At 69.4% G+C, this 15,657-nt stretch carries 10 protein-coding genes and 1 pseudogene; 8 read left to right on the plus strand and 3 right to left on the minus strand.

Annotated elements, in window-relative coordinates; genetic code table 11:
• Positions 1–173: 173 nt before the first annotated feature.
• The 3 genes from BMZ19_RS08210 to BMZ19_RS08220 all read left to right on the plus strand — a co-directional run bounded on the left by BMZ19_RS08210 (position 174) and on the right by BMZ19_RS08220 (position 5,936).
• On the plus strand, positions 174–1,814 hold the full coding sequence (locus BMZ19_RS08210; RefSeq protein ID WP_090309595.1) for a VRR-NUC domain-containing protein: 1,641 nt from the start codon (positions 174–176) through the stop codon (positions 1,812–1,814).
• A complete protein-coding gene (locus BMZ19_RS08215; protein WP_090309598.1) occupies positions 1,811–4,084 on the plus strand; it encodes an ATP-dependent DNA helicase in 2,274 nt (757 codons plus the stop codon). Before BMZ19_RS08210 ends, BMZ19_RS08215 begins: the two co-directional genes overlap by 4 nt.
• Positions 4,085–4,253: 169 nt before the next feature.
• Positions 4,254–5,936, plus strand: a complete 1,683-nt coding sequence (locus tag BMZ19_RS08220; protein ID WP_090309602.1) for a SulP family inorganic anion transporter — start codon at positions 4,254–4,256, stop codon at positions 5,934–5,936.
• 8 nt (positions 5,937–5,944) lie between these two features.
• Here BMZ19_RS08220 and BMZ19_RS08225 read toward each other — a convergent pair whose 3' ends face one another.
• From BMZ19_RS08225 to BMZ19_RS08235, 3 genes are all read right to left on the minus strand, one after another.
• Positions 5,945–7,351 (minus strand): phospholipase D-like domain-containing protein, encoded by a 1,407-nt coding sequence (locus BMZ19_RS08225; RefSeq protein ID WP_212633205.1) that lies wholly within the window; start codon positions 7,349–7,351, stop codon positions 5,945–5,947.
• A gap of 121 nt (positions 7,352–7,472) precedes the next feature.
• The gene (locus BMZ19_RS08230) at positions 7,473–8,213 is read right to left on the minus strand and encodes a sulfite exporter TauE/SafE family protein (RefSeq protein ID WP_090309606.1); all 741 of its coding nucleotides are present in this window, start codon (positions 8,211–8,213) and stop codon (positions 7,473–7,475) included.
• A gap of 120 nt (positions 8,214–8,333) precedes the next feature.
• On the minus strand, positions 8,334–9,104 hold the full coding sequence (locus BMZ19_RS08235; RefSeq protein ID WP_090309609.1) for an IclR family transcriptional regulator domain-containing protein: 771 nt from the start codon (positions 9,102–9,104) through the stop codon (positions 8,334–8,336).
• A 147-nt stretch (positions 9,105–9,251) separates the two neighbouring features.
• On the opposite strand from BMZ19_RS08235, the gene BMZ19_RS08240 reads away from it, so the two are divergent.
• From BMZ19_RS08240 to BMZ19_RS08260, 5 genes and pseudogenes are all read left to right on the plus strand, one after another.
• Positions 9,252–10,061, plus strand: coding sequence for a shikimate dehydrogenase family protein (locus BMZ19_RS08240; RefSeq protein WP_090309612.1), 810 nt, complete (start codon positions 9,252–9,254; stop codon positions 10,059–10,061).
• Between the two features lie 23 nt (positions 10,062–10,084).
• Positions 10,085–11,840: pseudogene (locus BMZ19_RS08245) on the plus strand (FAD-dependent oxidoreductase); the annotation flags it as partial.
• A complete protein-coding gene (locus tag BMZ19_RS08250) occupies positions 11,828–12,148 on the plus strand; it encodes an NIPSNAP family protein (protein ID WP_090309620.1) in 321 nt (106 codons plus the stop codon). The pseudogene BMZ19_RS08245 and the gene BMZ19_RS08250, both read left to right, overlap by 13 nt.
• A 137-nt stretch (positions 12,149–12,285) precedes the next feature.
• Positions 12,286–14,034, plus strand: a complete 1,749-nt coding sequence (locus BMZ19_RS08255; RefSeq protein WP_090309624.1) for an FAD-dependent oxidoreductase — start codon at positions 12,286–12,288, stop codon at positions 14,032–14,034.
• A gap of 185 nt (positions 14,035–14,219) precedes the next feature.
• Positions 14,220–15,560: an MFS transporter gene (locus tag BMZ19_RS08260; protein ID WP_244517131.1), complete on the plus strand. Its 1,341-nt coding sequence runs from the start codon at positions 14,220–14,222 to the stop codon at positions 15,558–15,560.
• Positions 15,561–15,657 lie beyond the last annotated feature (97 nt).

Here is a 15,657-nt window from a genome sequence, read left to right on the forward strand (position 1 = left end):
GCGCCGTGCAGGCCTGCCGGAAAGCCTGCCTACTTAGCCCTTGTGCACACGATCCCCTCGGCCCCGTCGCGGCGCAGACCCGGCTGGGTGACGACGTAGGCGCAGGCGCCGGACGCTGAACAATCCGACACACAGCCTTGGCAAGGCTGGATGCTTGTACATAACATCCCGCCATGCCCACGTCCCTGCCCCCCGAACTCTATTACCTCAGCAACTTTCGCACCGCGCTCGCCTGGATCGGCGAGCGCTCTGCCGACCTGCTGAGCGACGAAGAACGCACCTTCATCGCCCAGTTCGCCGCGCTTGCCTGGCCTGCGCAGGCGCTGCTGGTGCGCATGGTCATGCGCCAGGGCAGCCACTTCCGCGCCAGCAAGCTGCAGTACGCCGAGATCGGCGATATCCACGCGGCCGCCCGGGCGCTAATCCACTCCGGCTGGCTGAGCGACCAGGCACTGCTGGAGCCTGCGGAGATCGCCGCCCTGCTGCGCAAGGACGAGCTGCTGACCCAGCTGCCGCTGACGGATCGGCGCGCCGCGCAGAAGAAAACCGCGCTGCTGGAGCAGCTCCTCGCGCTGGAGCTGCCCGCGCAACCCTTCGCCGCCTGGTGCCCGACGCTCGATGACCGCCTGTACAGCCTGCAGGTCGGCGAGCTGTGCGATCGCCTGCGCCTGCTGTTCTTCGGCAACCTGAGCCAGGACTGGTCGGAGTTCGTCCTCGCCGACCTCGGCATCTATCGCTACGAGCCGGTGGCGATCAGCCCGGAATCCCGCGGTTTCCGCTGCCGCGAAGACGTCGAGCAGTACCTGTACCTGCGCGAGCAGCGCCTGCGCTTCGAGGCCGGCGAGCCCGTCGAGGAGCTGCTCGGCGCGCTGCTCGGCTTTGCCTCGGACAACCCCTACCTGCAGTCCCGCCACGCCAGGCTGCTGTTCCGCATCGCCCAGCAGCTGGAGAAGCAGGACGAAGCGCAGCGCGCGCTCGCCGTCTACCAGCGCTGCGCCCATGGCGAGGCGCGCTGGCGGCAGATCCGCGTGCTGGAAAAGCTCGAGCGGCATGCCGAGGCCCATGCGCTGGCGCAAGCCCTGAGGGCCGCCCCGCACAACGACGAGGAGGCGCAGCGGCTGGAACGGGCGCTGACCCGCCTGCAGCGCAAGCTCGGCCTGCCCGCCGGCAAGCGCCCGCCAGCCCAGCGCGAATGCCGGATGGAACTGGTGCTGGAGCGCCCGCAGCACGGCAGCGTCGAGCTGGCGGTGCGCGACCATCTGCACAGCGAGCAGGCGCCCGCGCACTACGTGGAAAACACCCTGCTGTGCAGCCTGTTCGGCCTGCTCTGCTGGGAGGCCATCTTCGCGCCGCTGCCGGGCGCCTTCTTCCATCAGTTCCACACCGGCCCGGTCGATCTGTACAGCGCCGAGTTCCATCCGCGGCGCCGGGAACTGTTCGACGTCTGCCTCGGTCGGCTGGACGGCCCGGCCTGGCAGACGCAGATCCGTCAGCGCTATCGCGACAAGTACGCCACCCAGTCGCCCTTCGTGTTCTGGAATCTGCTCAGCGAGGAACTGCTCGAGCAGGCGCTGGCGTGCATCCCCGCCGCGCACCTGCGCGCCTGTTTCGAGCGGCTGCTGCGCGACCTCAAGGCCAACCGCGCCGGCATGCCCGACCTGATCCAGTTCTATCCCGCCGAGCGCCGCTACCGGATGATCGAGGTGAAGGGCCCCGGCGACCGCCTGCAGGACAACCAGAAGCGCTGGCTGGCCTTCGCCGCCGAACACGGCATCCCGGTGGAAGTCTGCTACGTGAGCTGGGCCGAGGCATGACTTATGCCGTAGCCGTGCGCGCGCTGTGCGAGTTCACCGCCAAGGAAGGTGATCTCGACCTGCGCTTCACCCCCTCGCCGACCGCCCAGGAGGGCATCGCCGGGCACCAGACGGTGGTGGCGCGCCGCGGCGCGGACTACCAGTCCGAGCTGCCCCTGGTCGGCACCTGGCCGGGCCTGGTGGTCAGCGGTCGCGCCGATGGCTACGACCCGGAGCAAAACCTCCTCGAGGAGATCAAGACCCACCGCGGCGACGTCGCCCGCATCCCGGAAAACCACCGCCTGCTGCACTGGGCGCAGGTCAAGGTGTATGGCTGGCTGCTCTGCCAGAGCGAGGGGCTGGACGAGGTCGAGCTGGCGGTGGTCTATTTCAACGTGCTGACGCAGAAGGAAACGGTGTTTCGCGAAGCCTTCACCGCGGCGCAGCTGCAGGCCTTCTTCGCCCTGCAGTGCGGGCGCTTCGTCGCCTGGGCGCAGCAGGAGGAGGCGCATCGCGAGGCGCGCGATGCCAGTCTGGAAAGGCTGACCTTCCCGTATGCGGAGTTTCGCCGTGGCCAGCGCCAGCTGGCCGAAGCGGTCTACCGCGCCGCCCGCGATGGCCATACCCTGATGGCGCAGGCCACCACCGGGATCGGCAAGACCCTCGCCACGCTGTTCCCCCAGCTCAAGGCCTTCCCCGGACAGAAGCTCGACCGCCTGTTCTTCCTCACCGCCAAGACGCCCGGCCGGCGCCTGGCCCTGGATGCCCTGGACAGCCTGCGCCGCCAGGAAGCGGACATGCCGCTGCGCGTGCTCGAACACGTGGCGCGCGACAAGGCCTGCGAGCATCCGGACAAGAGTTGCCATGGCGAATCCTGCCCGCTGGCCCAGGGCTTCTACGACCGCCTGCCCGCCGCCCGCCTGGCCGCCCTGCGGCAGCGCTGGCTGACCCAGGCGCAGGTGCGCGAGATCGCCCTCGCCCACCAGGTCTGCCCCTACTACCTGAGCCAGGAGCTGTGCCGCTGGGTCGATGTGGTGGTCGGCGACTACAACTACTACTTCGACCTCAGCGCCCTGCTCTATGGCCTGACCCTGCTCAACGAATGGCGGGTGGCGGTGCTGGTCGACGAGGCGCACAACCTGGTCGAGCGCGCGCGCAGCATGTACACGGCGGAGCTGGACCAGGACGTTTTCCACGACATGCGCCGCGCCGCCCCGGCAGCCCTGAAAGGCGTGCTGGAACGGGTGAACCGCCACTGGAACCAGCTCAACCGGGACCAGGAAGCCGCCTACCAGATCCATCCGACGCTGCCGGACCTGTTCGTCATGGCCTTGCAGAAAGCCGTCAGCGCCATCACCGATCACCTGACCGACCAGCCCAACGGCAACGACCGCGCCCTGCTGCAGTTCTACCTGGACGCCATGCTGTTCTGCCGCCTCGCCGAGGCCTACGGCGCGCACTCGCTGTTCGACATCAGCCGGCATGAAAGCTCGATGGTGCGTAGCCGCTCGACCCTGTGCCTGCGCAACGTGGTGCCGGCGCCCTTCCTGGCCAGCCGCTTCGCCGACGCCCACAGCACGACCCTGTTCTCCGCCACCCTGCGCCCGGCGAACTACTACCGCGACCTGCTCGGCCTGCCGGAGGAAACCCGCTGGCTCGAGGTGGAGTCGCCCTTCGCGGCCGAACAGCTGGAGGTGCGCATCGTGCGCAACCTGTCGACCCGCTACCAGCATCGCGACGCCAGCCTCGCGCCGATCTGCCGGATCATGGCCGAGCAGTACCAGGCCCGCCCCGGCAACTACCTGGCCTTCTTCAGCAGCTACGCCTACCTGCAACAGGTGCGCGAACTGTTCCTGACCCTGCATCCGCAGATACCGAGCAGCGTCCAGACCCGCAGCATGAACGAGAACGAGCGCCAGGCGTTCCTCGATGGCTTCACCGACAGCTCGCGGGGCATCGGTTTTGCCGTGCTGGGCGGTGCGTTCGGCGAGGGCATCGACCTGCCCGGCGAACGCCTGATCGGCGCCTTCATCGCCACCCTCGGTCTGCCGCAGGTCAACGAGATCAACGAGGAGATCAAGGCGCGCATGCAGCAGATGTTCGGCCAGGGCAGCGGCTACGACTACGCCTACCTGTATCCGGGCCTGCAGAAGGTCGTGCAGGCCGCCGGCCGGGTGATTCGCACCACCTCGGACCAGGGCGTGGTGTACCTGCTCGACGACCGCTTCGGGCAGGCCAGGGTCAGGGAGTTGCTGCCGGGCTGGTGGGAAGCAGCGCTGGTGAAGTGTTGAATCACCCGGCCAGACCGGCCGCCTCCAGCCCATGAACGAGCGGGAATCGGGCCGCTGGCCCAGCGGGCCAACCTGAGGCAGATCCCGAGCGGCTCCTCGACGACGCCGTGCATCCGGCGGCGGCGACTATCGTTACCCCATCGGCCCCCGATCAGGCGTTCAACGCGCGATGCCCACCCTCCCTGCCCGTTCCGCCACTCCATCCTGGCTGCCCGACCTGCTGGCCGGGCTGGCCGTGGCCGGGTTGCTGGTGCCCGAGGCGGTCGCCTATTCGAGCATCGCGGGTCTGCCGCCGCAGTACGGGGTGATCGCCTTGCTGGCGGGGCTGATCTGCTACGGACTGGTGGGCCGCAGCCGCTTCGCCATCGTCTCGGCCACCTCCTCCTCGGCGGCAGTGCTGGCCGCCGCCACCGTGTCCCTGGCACCAGGCGATGCCAGCCTGAAACTGGCCCTGGCCACCGGTCTGGTGCTGCTCACCGGAAGCTTCTTCCTGCTGGCGGGGTTTGCCCGCCTGGGGAACATCTCCGCGTTCATTGCCAAGCCGGTGCTGCGCGGTTTCACCTTCGGCCTGACCCTGATCATCATCGTCAGGCAACTGCCGCATATTCTGGGGGTGCAACCGCCGCACAATGACATCCTGCGCAGCAGCTTCGATCTCCTCGTCCAGTTTCGCCTCTGGAACCCGGTCTGCGTTGGCCTGGGCGTGGGCGCCCTGGCATTGCTGTTCGCGCTCAAACCCTACCGGCACATCCCTGCCCCCTTGCTGGTCATCGTCCTGGGCATCGCCACCCAGGCGGTCTGGGGCCTGGATCCGCATGGGGTGGCCCTGGTGGGCAGCATCGATCTGCAGTTCAGGGCGCCGAGCCTGCCCGAACTCACCCGCAGCGAATGGCTGCAGCTGGCCGAGCTGGCGTTCGCCCTGCTGTTCGTACTGTATGCGGAGTCCTATGCCAGCATGCGCAGCTTCGCCTTCAAGCATGGCGAACCCTTTTCGGCCAACCGCGAGCTGATCGCCCTGGGGCTGGCCAATGTCGCCTCCGGCCTGTTCGCCGGCCTGCCGGTCGGCGCCGGTTATTCCGCCACTGCAGCCAACGAGGCCGCCGGTGCCCGCTCCCGGCTGGCGGCCTGGGCCGCCGCGCTGACGGTGCTGGTGGCCGTGCTGACCCTGCTGCCCTGGATGGCGCTCACCCCGATGCCGGTACTGGCCGCCATCGTCATCTACGCCGTCAGCCATACCCTGAGCCCTGCTGCGCTGCGGGTGTATTTCCACTGGCGCCGCGACCGCCTGGTCGTTCTGTGTGCGATCTCCGCCGTGCTGCTCCTCGGCATTCTGCCCGGCCTGCTGGTGGCGGTGGGCGCCAGCGTGCTGATGGCCCTGCGCGGCTTTTCCCAGCACAAGGTGTCGGTGCTCGGCCGGCTGGGCCAGGGGCACGACTTCGTGGACATCCGGGCGCATCCCGAGGCGCAGCCGATTCCCGGCGTGCTGATCATGCGCCCGGAAACCCCGCTGTTCTTTGCCAATGCCGAGCAGATCATGGCCATCGTCCAGCAGCGGCTCGATGCCCTGGCCCGCAAGGCGGCGGTCCCCCCGCAAGTGCTGATCCTCAGCCTGGAGGATTCACCGGATCTCGACGGCAGCAGTATCGAGTCGCTGATAGAGCTGGCCAGATTTACCCGTGAGCGCGGTATCGAACTGTCGCTCGCCCGCCTGCATGAGCCGGCCAGGGCCGTGCTCGCCCGCGCCGCGGGGCCCGGCCTGCCGGACCTGGCCTTGACCAACTGGAGCGTGGACGACGCGGTGGCCAGAGCATTGGCCACGCTCACCCCGCCGCAGGCAGGCTCCCCCGACTGACCGGCTGTTCATAGCTGGAAGCCCAGCAACTGCACTATCCCCTCGGCCGCGTCGCGGAGCAGACCCGGCGGCGTGGCAATGTAAGGGCTGGCGGTGATCCTTTCCCGGTCGAACCACGCGGCAAAGCGGCGCACATCCTCGCCCTGGTGAAACGCGACCATCAGTTCGTAGTTGAGGAACAGGCTGCGGCTGTCGAGGTTGGCGGAGCCGCTCAGCGCCAGCGCATCGTCGATCACCGCCAGCTTGGCGTGCATCATCCCCCGCGCCAGCCAGATGCGCCCACCGGCCGCGGCCAGCGCGCGCAGCGAGCGGCCGCGCGCCAGGTCGGACATTGGGTGATTGGAATGCGCCGGCAGCAGCAGATCGACCGTAACCCCGCGGCGCGCCGCCAGGCACAGCGCCATCAGCAGGGCCGACTCCGGAACGAAGTACGGCGTGGCCAGGGCGATGCGCCGCTGGGCCCGGTAGGCGGCGGTGACCAGCAGCGCGTAGACCGTGTCGTCGGCCTGGTCCGGGCCGGAGGCGACCAGTTGCGCACCGTCGAGCGCCGGCGCGGCCGGGGGCGGTTCGGGTTGCAGAGCGGTCGGGGCGACGGGCGGCCGCTTCCTGGCGAATCTCCAGTCGTGCTCGAACAGGGCGCTGGCCTGGGCGGTCAGCGGTCCGCGCAGGTCGAAGCTCAGGTCGCGCCACGGCGCGCAGCCGGGCGCACCGTCGAAGTATTCGACGGCCAGGTTGCGCCCACCGCACCACAGGCGGCTGCTGGCCAGGCCCGTGTCGGCGATCAACAGCTTGCGATGGTTGCGCAGATTGGTCGGCGACCGCGGCGGGAAGTGCAGCGGCGGCACGAACAGCGCCAGTTCCCCACCGGCCTCGGTCAGCCGCGTCAGGTTCGGGCGACGAGCCATCAGGATGCCCATGCCGTCCAGCAGCAGGCGGACGCGCACCCCTGCCTGGGCCTTGTGGCATAGCCGGTCGAGTACGGCCTCGCCCAGGCTGTCGCGGCCGATGATGAAGGTGCACAGGTCGATGGAGACTTGCGCCGCGTCGATGGTGGCCAGCAATGCCTCGCCGGCCTGCTGGCCGTCTGCATGCACGCTCAGGTCGCCGTAGCGCGCCGGCGCGGGCTGGCCGAGCGCCATGATGGTGTCGATGGCCCAGCCGTCGGCGCTATGCAGCCCAAGCGGGACGGGCAATGTGCTCGACGGCGGACGCGACAACTTGCGGGTGCCGAACAGCAGGAATGCCGGCAGCGCCAGGTAGGGCAGCAGCAGGATGAACAGCATCCAGGCCACCGCCGCAATGGGATGCCGCCGCTGGCGCATCACGTGCGAGTTGATGACGTAGATGAGGATGGTCACCACGGTGATCAGTCCGTCCAGCGTCAGCCAGTGGATGAGGGACATGTCGGAGAGCATGGAGCACACCTCGGCCGGTGGGCGGGCGATGGCGCCTCCATGAAGTGTCGCCGGTCGTGGCGGAACTGCGAGGGCAATCTCGCTATCCGCTCGCCGTTAAGCCCGCATGGTGAACAGCCCCTTACCAGTGCTTGACCAGCAACTGCACGCCCGCCAGCAGCATGCCGGCGCGGGCGATGCGGTAGAACCACAGGTGGTTGACCTTGTCCTGCAGCCACAGCCCGGCCCACACGCCCAGCGGCACGAAGGGCGCCAGCAGCAGGCTGGTCAGCAGGTTCTCCTGGGTGAACTGGCCGAGCATGCCGTAGGGCACCAGCTTGACCGCGTTGGTGAGCAGGAAGAACACGTTGATGGTGGCGACGTAGCGCACCTTGTCGAGCTGCTGCGGCAGCAGGTGCATCATGATCGGCGGGCCGCCGGCGTGGGCGACGAAACTGGTGAAGCCGGCCAGCGAGGAAAACAGCGTGCCCGTGCCCTTGGCCGGCGGCGCGCCCGGGGTGGCCTTCGGCGGATGGATCAGGTTGGCCAGCACGAAGGCCACGGCGATGCCGCCGATCAGCAGGCCGATGACCCGCTCGTTGAGCATGCCGAAGGTCAGCGAGCCGATCAGCACGCCGATCAGCGCCCCCGGCAGCATGATCTTCAGGTTGGCCACGTCCCACTTGCCGTAGTAGGCGCGCAGGCCGACCAGATCGGCCACGCAGAGGATCGGCAGCATGACCGCCGCCGCCTGGGTCGGCGCCATGCCCAGCGCCAGCAGCGGCACGGCGATGCCGCCGAGGGCGCCGCCGAAGCCGCCCTTGGACAGGCCGGTGAGCAGCACCGCCGGCAGGCCGAGCAGGAGGAATTCGGTCAGCGACATCGAGGCAGTTCCATTCAAGACAGGGGATGGGGATGGCCGCCCGGCGAGGGGCGCGCCTATTTCAACAGAGAATCGCACGCAGCGGCGGTTGTGCTGTCCGATAACCGCACACTGCTTGCCTCAATCGAACACCGGCTTGAGCAGCGCCTGCGCCTCGTACAGCGGCAGCAGGTAGCGCAGGCGCATTTCCTCGAGGCTCAGGCGCGAGGCGTGGGTGGTGATCGACAGGGTCGCCTGCAGCCGCCCGCCGCGCCCGTACAGCGGCACCGCCAGCACGCGCATGCCCACCTCGAACTCCTGGTCGACGAGGGCGTAACCCTGCGCGGCGACCAGCACGAGCTCCGCGCGGATCGCCGCCTCGTCGGTCTTGGTGAAGGGCGTCAACTGGCGGCGCGGCACCCGCGCGAAGTAGCCGGCCAGCTCCTCCTCGTCGAGCTGCGCCAGCCAGATCCGCCCGCTGGCCGCGCAGTACAGCGGCGTCCGCGAGCCGGGACGGATCGACAGCGAGGCGATGTGGCTGTAGCGGCTGCGCACCACGTGGACGATCTCGTCGCCGTCGCGCAGCCCCACCGCGACGTGTTCCTGTGTAGTGCGCGCCACCTGCTCGACCACCGGCCGCAGCATGCGCGGCATCTGCGCCGAATCGACGTAGGCCTGGCCGATGCGCAGCGCCTTGGCGGTCAGCCAGTACTGGCGGCCGTCGCTCTCGGCGAAGCCCTCGTGGACCAGGGTGAGCAGAAAGCGCCGCGCCGCGCTGGGGGTCAGCCCGGACAGGCGGGCCGCCTGCGCCACGCTCAGACGCGGATGCTCCTCGCTGAACAGCTGCATCAGCGCCAGGCCCTTCTGCAGGCCGGCGATCAGGTCGCGCGGGTGGATCTCCGCTTGGCTCATGGACGCTCCTCGGGAATTTTCGCCAGTTAGTGCGATTATCGCAGCGTCGATGCGATTAACAACCAAAACGACCGTTCAGCGCGTTGTTGGCCCGGCGAGCGCCTCGCGATACTCGCCGCACAACAAGCACAACAGCTGGAGGTCAGCATGATCCGCGGTTCGACCGAACTGGTAGCCATCGTCGGCTCCCCCATCGCCCAGGTGAAATCCCCGGAAAACTTCAACACCTGGTTCGCCCAGCACGGCAGGGACCTGGCGATGATCGCCATCGACCTGAACGAGGCGGCGCTGGACGACTTCCTCGCCACCCTGCGCGGCTGGCGCAACCTGCGCGGCTGCGTGGTCACCGTGCCCTACAAGCAGGTGCTGGCCGACCGCCTGGACGGCGTCAGCCCGCGCGCCGCGGCACTGCGCTCGGTCAACGTGATCCGCCGCGAGGCCGACGGCCGCCTGCTCGGCGACAACGTCGACGGCGACGGCTTCCTCAACGCCGCCCGCCTCCACGGCTTCATCGGTCACGGCCAGCGCGCCCTGGTGGTCGGTTCCGGCGGCGTCGGCAGCGCCATCGCCTACGCCCTCGGCGAGGCCGGCGTCAGCGAGCTGACCATCGCCGACGTCAGCGCCGAGCGCGCCCAGGCGCTGGCGGCGATCCTGCGCGACGCCTTCCCGCTTCTGGCGGTGCACACCGACTACCCGTCGCTGGCCGGCTTCGACCTGGTGGTCAACGCCTCGCCGGTGGGCATGGGCGGCATCGGCGAGCTGCCTCTGCCCCTCGCCCAGTTGGAAACCCTCACCGCTGGCACCCTGGTGGCAGACGTGGTGACCTCGCCGGAGATCACCCCGCTGCTCGACTTCGCCCACCGCATGGGCTGCCCGGTGCAGACCGGCGCGGAAATGGCCTTCGCCCAGCTCGGCAACCTCGGCGCCTTCATGGGCGTCACGCCGCAGCAGATCTGACCGCGCACTAGGAGCAGCGACACATGAATACAGCAGTTCATCCCGCCATCACCCCGACCACCGCCGTGCACGAATACGACCTGGTGGTGCTCGGCAGCGGCGCGGCCGGCTTCGCCGCCGCCACCACCGCCGCCTGCCGCGGCCTGCGCGTGCTGATCGTCGAGAAGGCGAGCACCTTCGGCGGCACCTCGGCGATCTCCGGCGGCGCCGTGTGGGTCTACGGCACCGACCAGGCCCGCGCGGCCGGCATCGAGGACTCGCCCGAGGCGGTACGCACCTATCTGAAGAAGACCATCGGCGCGGGCTTCGATGCCGAGCTGGTCGACACCTACATCGAGCGCGGCAGCGAGGCGCTGCGCTATCTCGAGCAGCACAGCGAACTGGCCTACGCCCTGCGCCCGCTCTCCCCGGACTACTACCCGGACGAGGACGGCGCCACCGAGCGCGGCCGCGCCCTGGAGATGGTCGAGTACGACGGCCGCCGGCTGGGCGAGCGCTTCAAGGACCTGAAGACCCCGCCGCAGGGCATGCTGCTGTTCGGCGGCATGATGGTGAACCGCGTCGACATCCAGCACTTCCTCAACTTCCGCCGCTCGCCGCAGTCGCTGTGGCACTGCCTCAGGCTGATGGCGCGCTATGGCCGCGACCGCCTCAGGCACCCGCGCGGCACCCGCCTGACCGTGGGCAACGCGCTGATCGCCCGGCTGGCCACCACCGCCTTCGCCAAGGGCGTCGAGCTGTGGCTGGACTGCCAGGCCGACAGCCTGATCGTCGAGGACGGCGCGGTGCGCGGCGTGCAGCTGCGCCGCAACGGGCGCAGCGAGCGGGTGCTGGCGCACGGCGGGGTGGTCTGCGCCACCGGCGGCTTCGGCGCCGGCGCCCAGGCCGCGGCCGAGCGCCCGCAAAGCGCGGCGGCGCACTGGAGCATGTCGCCGGAAACCAACACCGGCGACGCCCTGCGCCTGGCCGGAGCGGTCAACGCCGCCAGCGGCCAGGACCTGGCCGCCAACTTCTTCTGGGCGCCGGTATCGGTGCTGCGCCGCCCGGACGGCACTCTCGAGCGCTTCCCGCACCTGGTCACCGACCGCGCCAAGCCGGGGATCATCGCCGTCGACAAGAGCGGCCGGCGCTTCGTCAACGAGTCCAACTCCTACCACTGCTTCGTCGAGGCGATGTTCCAGGGCCACGCGCCCTGCTGGCTGATCGCCGACGTCGAGGCGCTCGGCAAGTACGGCATGGGCCTGGCCCGGCCGAAGCCGGTCGACAACTCGGCGCTGATCGCCGCCGGCTACCTGCACCGCGCCGACACTCCGGAGCAACTGGCCAAGGCCATCGGCGTCGATCCGCAGGGCCTGCGCGCCACCCTCGAACTGCACAACGGCGATGCCCGCGCCGGGGTCGACCGCCAGTTCGGCAAGGGCGGCAACAGCTACAACCGCCACCTCGGCGACCCGCACCACCAGCCCAACCCGTGCCTGGCGCCGCTGGTCAAGGCGCCGTTCTACGCCATCCGCATCGACACCGGCGACCTCGGCTCGGCGCGCGGCCTGCGCACCGACCGCCATGCCAACGTGCTGGACCTCGACGGCGCACCCATCCCCGGGCTGTACGCCGCCGGCAACGACATGAACTCGATCATGGACGGCACCTACCCCGGCCCGGGCATCACCCTCGGCCCCGGCATCACCTTCGGCTACATCGCCGCCAGCCATATCGCCGAGCGCCTGCTACCGGCCAAAGCCTGACTTTTCGACGGAGAACCCACCATGTACTACGAACTGCGCACCTACACCATCAAGCCGACCCGCCTCGCCGACTGGCTGGCCCTCTACCAGAGCGATGCTCTGCCGGTGCAGACCGAGCACCTCGGCAAGCTGGTCGGCTTCTTCACCACCGAGTTCGGCGAGGCCAACCAGGTGGTTCACATCTGGGCCTGGGAGAGCCTGGATGATCGCGCCGCCCGGCGCGCCAGCATGGCCGCCGACCCGCGCTGGGCCGCGTTCTCGCGCAAGAACCGCGAACTCGACGCGGTGGAGCGCCTGGAGTCGCGCCTGATGCGGCCGACCGGCTTCTCGCCGCTGCAGTGAGTCACCTGTAGGGGCGAATTTATTCGCCATGGGCCGCAACGCGGCCCCGATGTTGCCAAGGGCAGGCCGATGGCCTGCTTGGCGAATGAATTCGCCCCTACAACTGATCGCCGAACCACAACAACAAGAGGCAGAACATGCAGACGCCCGACAGAATCGAATGCGACGTGCTGGTGGTCGGCTCCGGCGCCGCCGGCCTCGCCGCCGCGGTCACCGCCGCGCACCACGGCCTCAAGGTGGTGGTCGCCGAGAAGGAGCCGCTGCTCGGCGGCACCAGTGCCTGGTCCGGCGGCTGGCTGTGGATTCCGCGCAACCCGCTGGCGGTCGCCGACGGCCAGCTCGAGGAGCCCGGCGCGCCCGAACGCTACCTGCGCGAGCAGTTGCAGCGCGCCGAACTGGACGAGCGCCAGCGCGCCTTCCTCGCCCACGGCCCGGCGATGGTCGAGTTCTTCCAGCGCCACACCGCCGTGCAGTTCCAGTCCGGCAGCCGCATGCCCGACATGCACGCCGGCGCCGGCGCGGCGCGCGGCGGCCGCTCGCTGTGCGCCCAGCCGTTCGACGGCCGCCAGCTCGGCGAGTGGATCGACAAGCTGCGCCCGCCGCTGGACCTGATCAGCCTGGCCGGCATGGGCATCGCCGGCGGCGCGGACCTGGCCCACTTCCTCGACGCCAGCCGCTCGCCGCGCTCGGCGCTATACGCGGCCGGGCGCCTGCTGCGCCATTTCCGCGACCGCCTGCGCCATGGGCGCGGCCTGCATCTGGTCAACGGCAACGCCCTGGTCGCCCGCCTGCTACGCAGCGCACTCGACCGCCAGGTCAGCCTGCTCAGCGAGGCGCCGGTGCGCCGTTTGCTGCAGCGCGATGGCCGCGTTGTCGGCGCCATGCTCGACCATCTGGGCACGCCGACCGAAATCCACGCCCGTCGCGGCGTGGTGCTGGCCTGCGGCGGCTTTCCCCACGACCGCGCGCGCATCGCCCAGCTGTTCCCCCACGCGCCGGACGGCCACGGCCACCACTCGGCGGCGCCAACCTGCAACAGCGGCGACGGCCTGCGCCTCGGCGAGGCGGTCGGCGCCCGGGTGGCCAACGATCTGGCCCACGCCGGGGCCTGGGCGCCGGTGTCGCGGGTGCCGCGCCGGGACGGCAGCGTCGGCGCCTTCCCGCACCTGATGGAGCGCGCCAAGCCGGGCTTCATCGCCGTGCGCGGCGACGGTCGGCGCTTCGCCAACGAGGCCGACTCCTACCACGCCTTCATGACCGCGCTGTTCGCCGCCACCTCGCCCGGCGAGGCGCCGGAGGCCTGGCTGATCGGCGACCGCCGCGCACGCAACCGCTACGGCATCGGCGCGGTGCGGCCGTTCCCCTTCCCCGACGCGCCCTGGCTGCGCAACGGTTACTTGAAACGAGGCGACAGCCTCGCCGAGCTGGCCCGTCAGTGCGGTATCGATCCGGAGCAACTCGCCGCCAGCGTCGCGCGCTTCAACCGGCACGCCGCCCGCGGCGAAGACCCCGACTTCGGCCGCGGCGCCTCGCCCTACAACCGCGCCCAGGGCGAGGCCCAGCATGCCCCCAACCCGTCGCTGGGCGCGCTGGAACAAGGGCCGTTCTACGCCGTGAAGCTGGTCCCCGGCAGCCTGGGCACCTTCGCCGGGCTGCGCACCGACGCCACGGCACGGGTGCTCGACGCACAAGGACGACCGATTGGCGGGCTGTTCGCGGTGGGCAACGACATGGCCAGCGTGATGGACGGCCATTACCCCAGCGGCGGCATCACCCTCGGCCCGGGGATGACCTTCGGCTATCTGGCCGGGCTGGAGCTGGCCGGTTTGCGGCCCGCGACGGACGCCAATAGACCATTGGCTATAGCCAATCCCTGCTCAGGTTAAAATGTACTAACTGGTTAGGTTTTGTTCGATCATCGAACAGATGGGCGTTTATCGAATTGACCCGCGCCCGCTCGAATCTCAACATTCAAGCCAGACCGGATACCTGCCTTGCCTGCCGCATATCGGTAGCCGGCCCAATCAGCGCTAGCTGATCCATAACAATTTCAAGAAACGGGTAAACGCTCATGTCCAACTCCACGGCTCGCCCAGTCGTATCGCCGCAGACGTTCGCCTCGGTGCACCCCCACGCCGGTGTCGGCGAGAAGATCCGTGCCGCCCTCGCCGTCGGCAAGATGCGCTGGGGCATGCTGGCCCTGGTGTTCTTCGCCACCACGCTGAACTACATCGACCGCGCCGCGCTGGGCGTGATGCAGCCGATCCTAGCCAAGGAGATGAGCTGGTCCACCATGGACTACGCCAACATCAACTTCTGGTTCCAGGTCGGCTACGCCGTCGGCTTCCTGCTGCAGGGTCGCTTCATCGACAAGGTCGGCGTCAAGCGCGCCTTCTTCCTCGCCGTGCTGCTGTGGAGCCTGGCCACCGGCGCCCACGGCCTGGCGACCTCGGCGGTCGGCTTCATGATCTGCCGCTTCATCCTCGGCCTGACCGAGGCGGCCAACTACCCGGCCTGCGTGAAGACCACCCGCCTGTGGTTCCCGGCCGGCGAGCGCGCCCTGGCCACCGGCATCTTCAACGCCGGCACCAACGTCGGCGCCATGGTCACCCCGGCGCTGCTGCCGCTGATCCTCTCCGTCTGGGGCTGGCAGGCCGCCTTCGTCGGCATGGGCCTGCTGGGCCTGGTCTGGCTGGTGTTCTGGGCGCTGAACTACTACAACCCGGAAGAGCACCCGACCGTCAGCAAGGCCGAGCTGGACTACATCCAGCGCGACGTCGAGCCCGAAGCGACCAAGGTGCCTTTCTCGCAGATCCTGCGCCGCCGCGGCACCTGGGCCTTCGCCGTGGCCTACATGATCACCGCGCCGGTGTTCTGGTTCTACCTGTACTGGCTGCCGCCGTTCCTCAACCAGCAGTATGGCCTGGGCATCAGCGTCACCCAGATGGGCATCCCGCTGATGCTGATCTGGCTGACCGCCGACTTCGGCAGCATCGGTGGCGGCATCCTCTCCTCGTTCCTGATCGGTCGCGGGGTCAACCCGATCCGCGCCCGCCTGGTATCGATGCTGATCTTCGCCGCCTGCATCTGCTCGGTGGTGTTCGCCGCCAAGGCTAGCGGCCTGTGGGCCGCGGTGCTGGCCATCGCCCTGGCCGTGGGCGCCCACCAGGCCTGGACCGCCAACATCTGGAGCCTGGTGATGGACTACACGCCCAAGCACCTGATGAGCACCGTGTTCGGCTTCGGCGGCATGTGCGCGGCGGTCGGCGGCATGTTCATGACCCAGATCGTCGGCTACGTGCTGACCGTCACCAACAACAACTACGCCGTGCTGTTCACCATCATCCCGGCCATGTACTTCCTCGCCCTGACCTGGCTGTACTTCATGGCGCCGCGCAAGCTGGAGAGCTGATCCGCCCGCCCACCGTTGCCCACCACGCCAATGCCGCGCACAAGCGCGGCATTGGCGTTTCTGTCTGGGAGGAAATCTTCGGTTGCGGCCTGCCGAG

The sequence above is a fragment of the Pseudomonas linyingensis genome (genome assembly GCF_900109175.1).
Lineage (GTDB): Bacteria > Pseudomonadota > Gammaproteobacteria > Pseudomonadales > Pseudomonadaceae > Geopseudomonas > Geopseudomonas linyingensis.

Bases quoted from the DNA above. Each gene is read 5' to 3' on its own strand.
- BMZ19_RS08210 (WP_090309595.1), top strand. From the start codon at position 174: ATGCCCACGTCCCTGCCCCCCGAACTCTATTACCTCAGCAACTTTCGC.
- BMZ19_RS08215 (WP_090309598.1), top strand. From the start codon at position 1,811: ATGACTTATGCCGTAGCCGTGCGCGCGCTGTGCGAGTTCACCGCCAAG.
- BMZ19_RS08220 (WP_090309602.1), top strand. From the start codon at position 4,254: ATGCCCACCCTCCCTGCCCGTTCCGCCACTCCATCCTGGCTGCCCGAC.
- BMZ19_RS08225 (WP_212633205.1), bottom strand. From the start codon at position 7,351: ATGCTCTCCGACATGTCCCTCATCCACTGGCTGACGCTGGACGGACTG.
- BMZ19_RS08230 (WP_090309606.1), bottom strand. From the start codon at position 8,213: ATGTCGCTGACCGAATTCCTCCTGCTCGGCCTGCCGGCGGTGCTGCTC.
- BMZ19_RS08235 (WP_090309609.1), bottom strand. From the start codon at position 9,104: ATGAGCCAAGCGGAGATCCACCCGCGCGACCTGATCGCCGGCCTGCAG.
- BMZ19_RS08240 (WP_090309612.1), top strand. From the start codon at position 9,252: ATGATCCGCGGTTCGACCGAACTGGTAGCCATCGTCGGCTCCCCCATC.
- BMZ19_RS08250 (WP_090309620.1), top strand. From the start codon at position 11,828: ATGTACTACGAACTGCGCACCTACACCATCAAGCCGACCCGCCTCGCC.
- BMZ19_RS08255 (WP_090309624.1), top strand. From the start codon at position 12,286: ATGCAGACGCCCGACAGAATCGAATGCGACGTGCTGGTGGTCGGCTCC.
- BMZ19_RS08260 (WP_244517131.1), top strand. From the start codon at position 14,220: ATGTCCAACTCCACGGCTCGCCCAGTCGTATCGCCGCAGACGTTCGCC.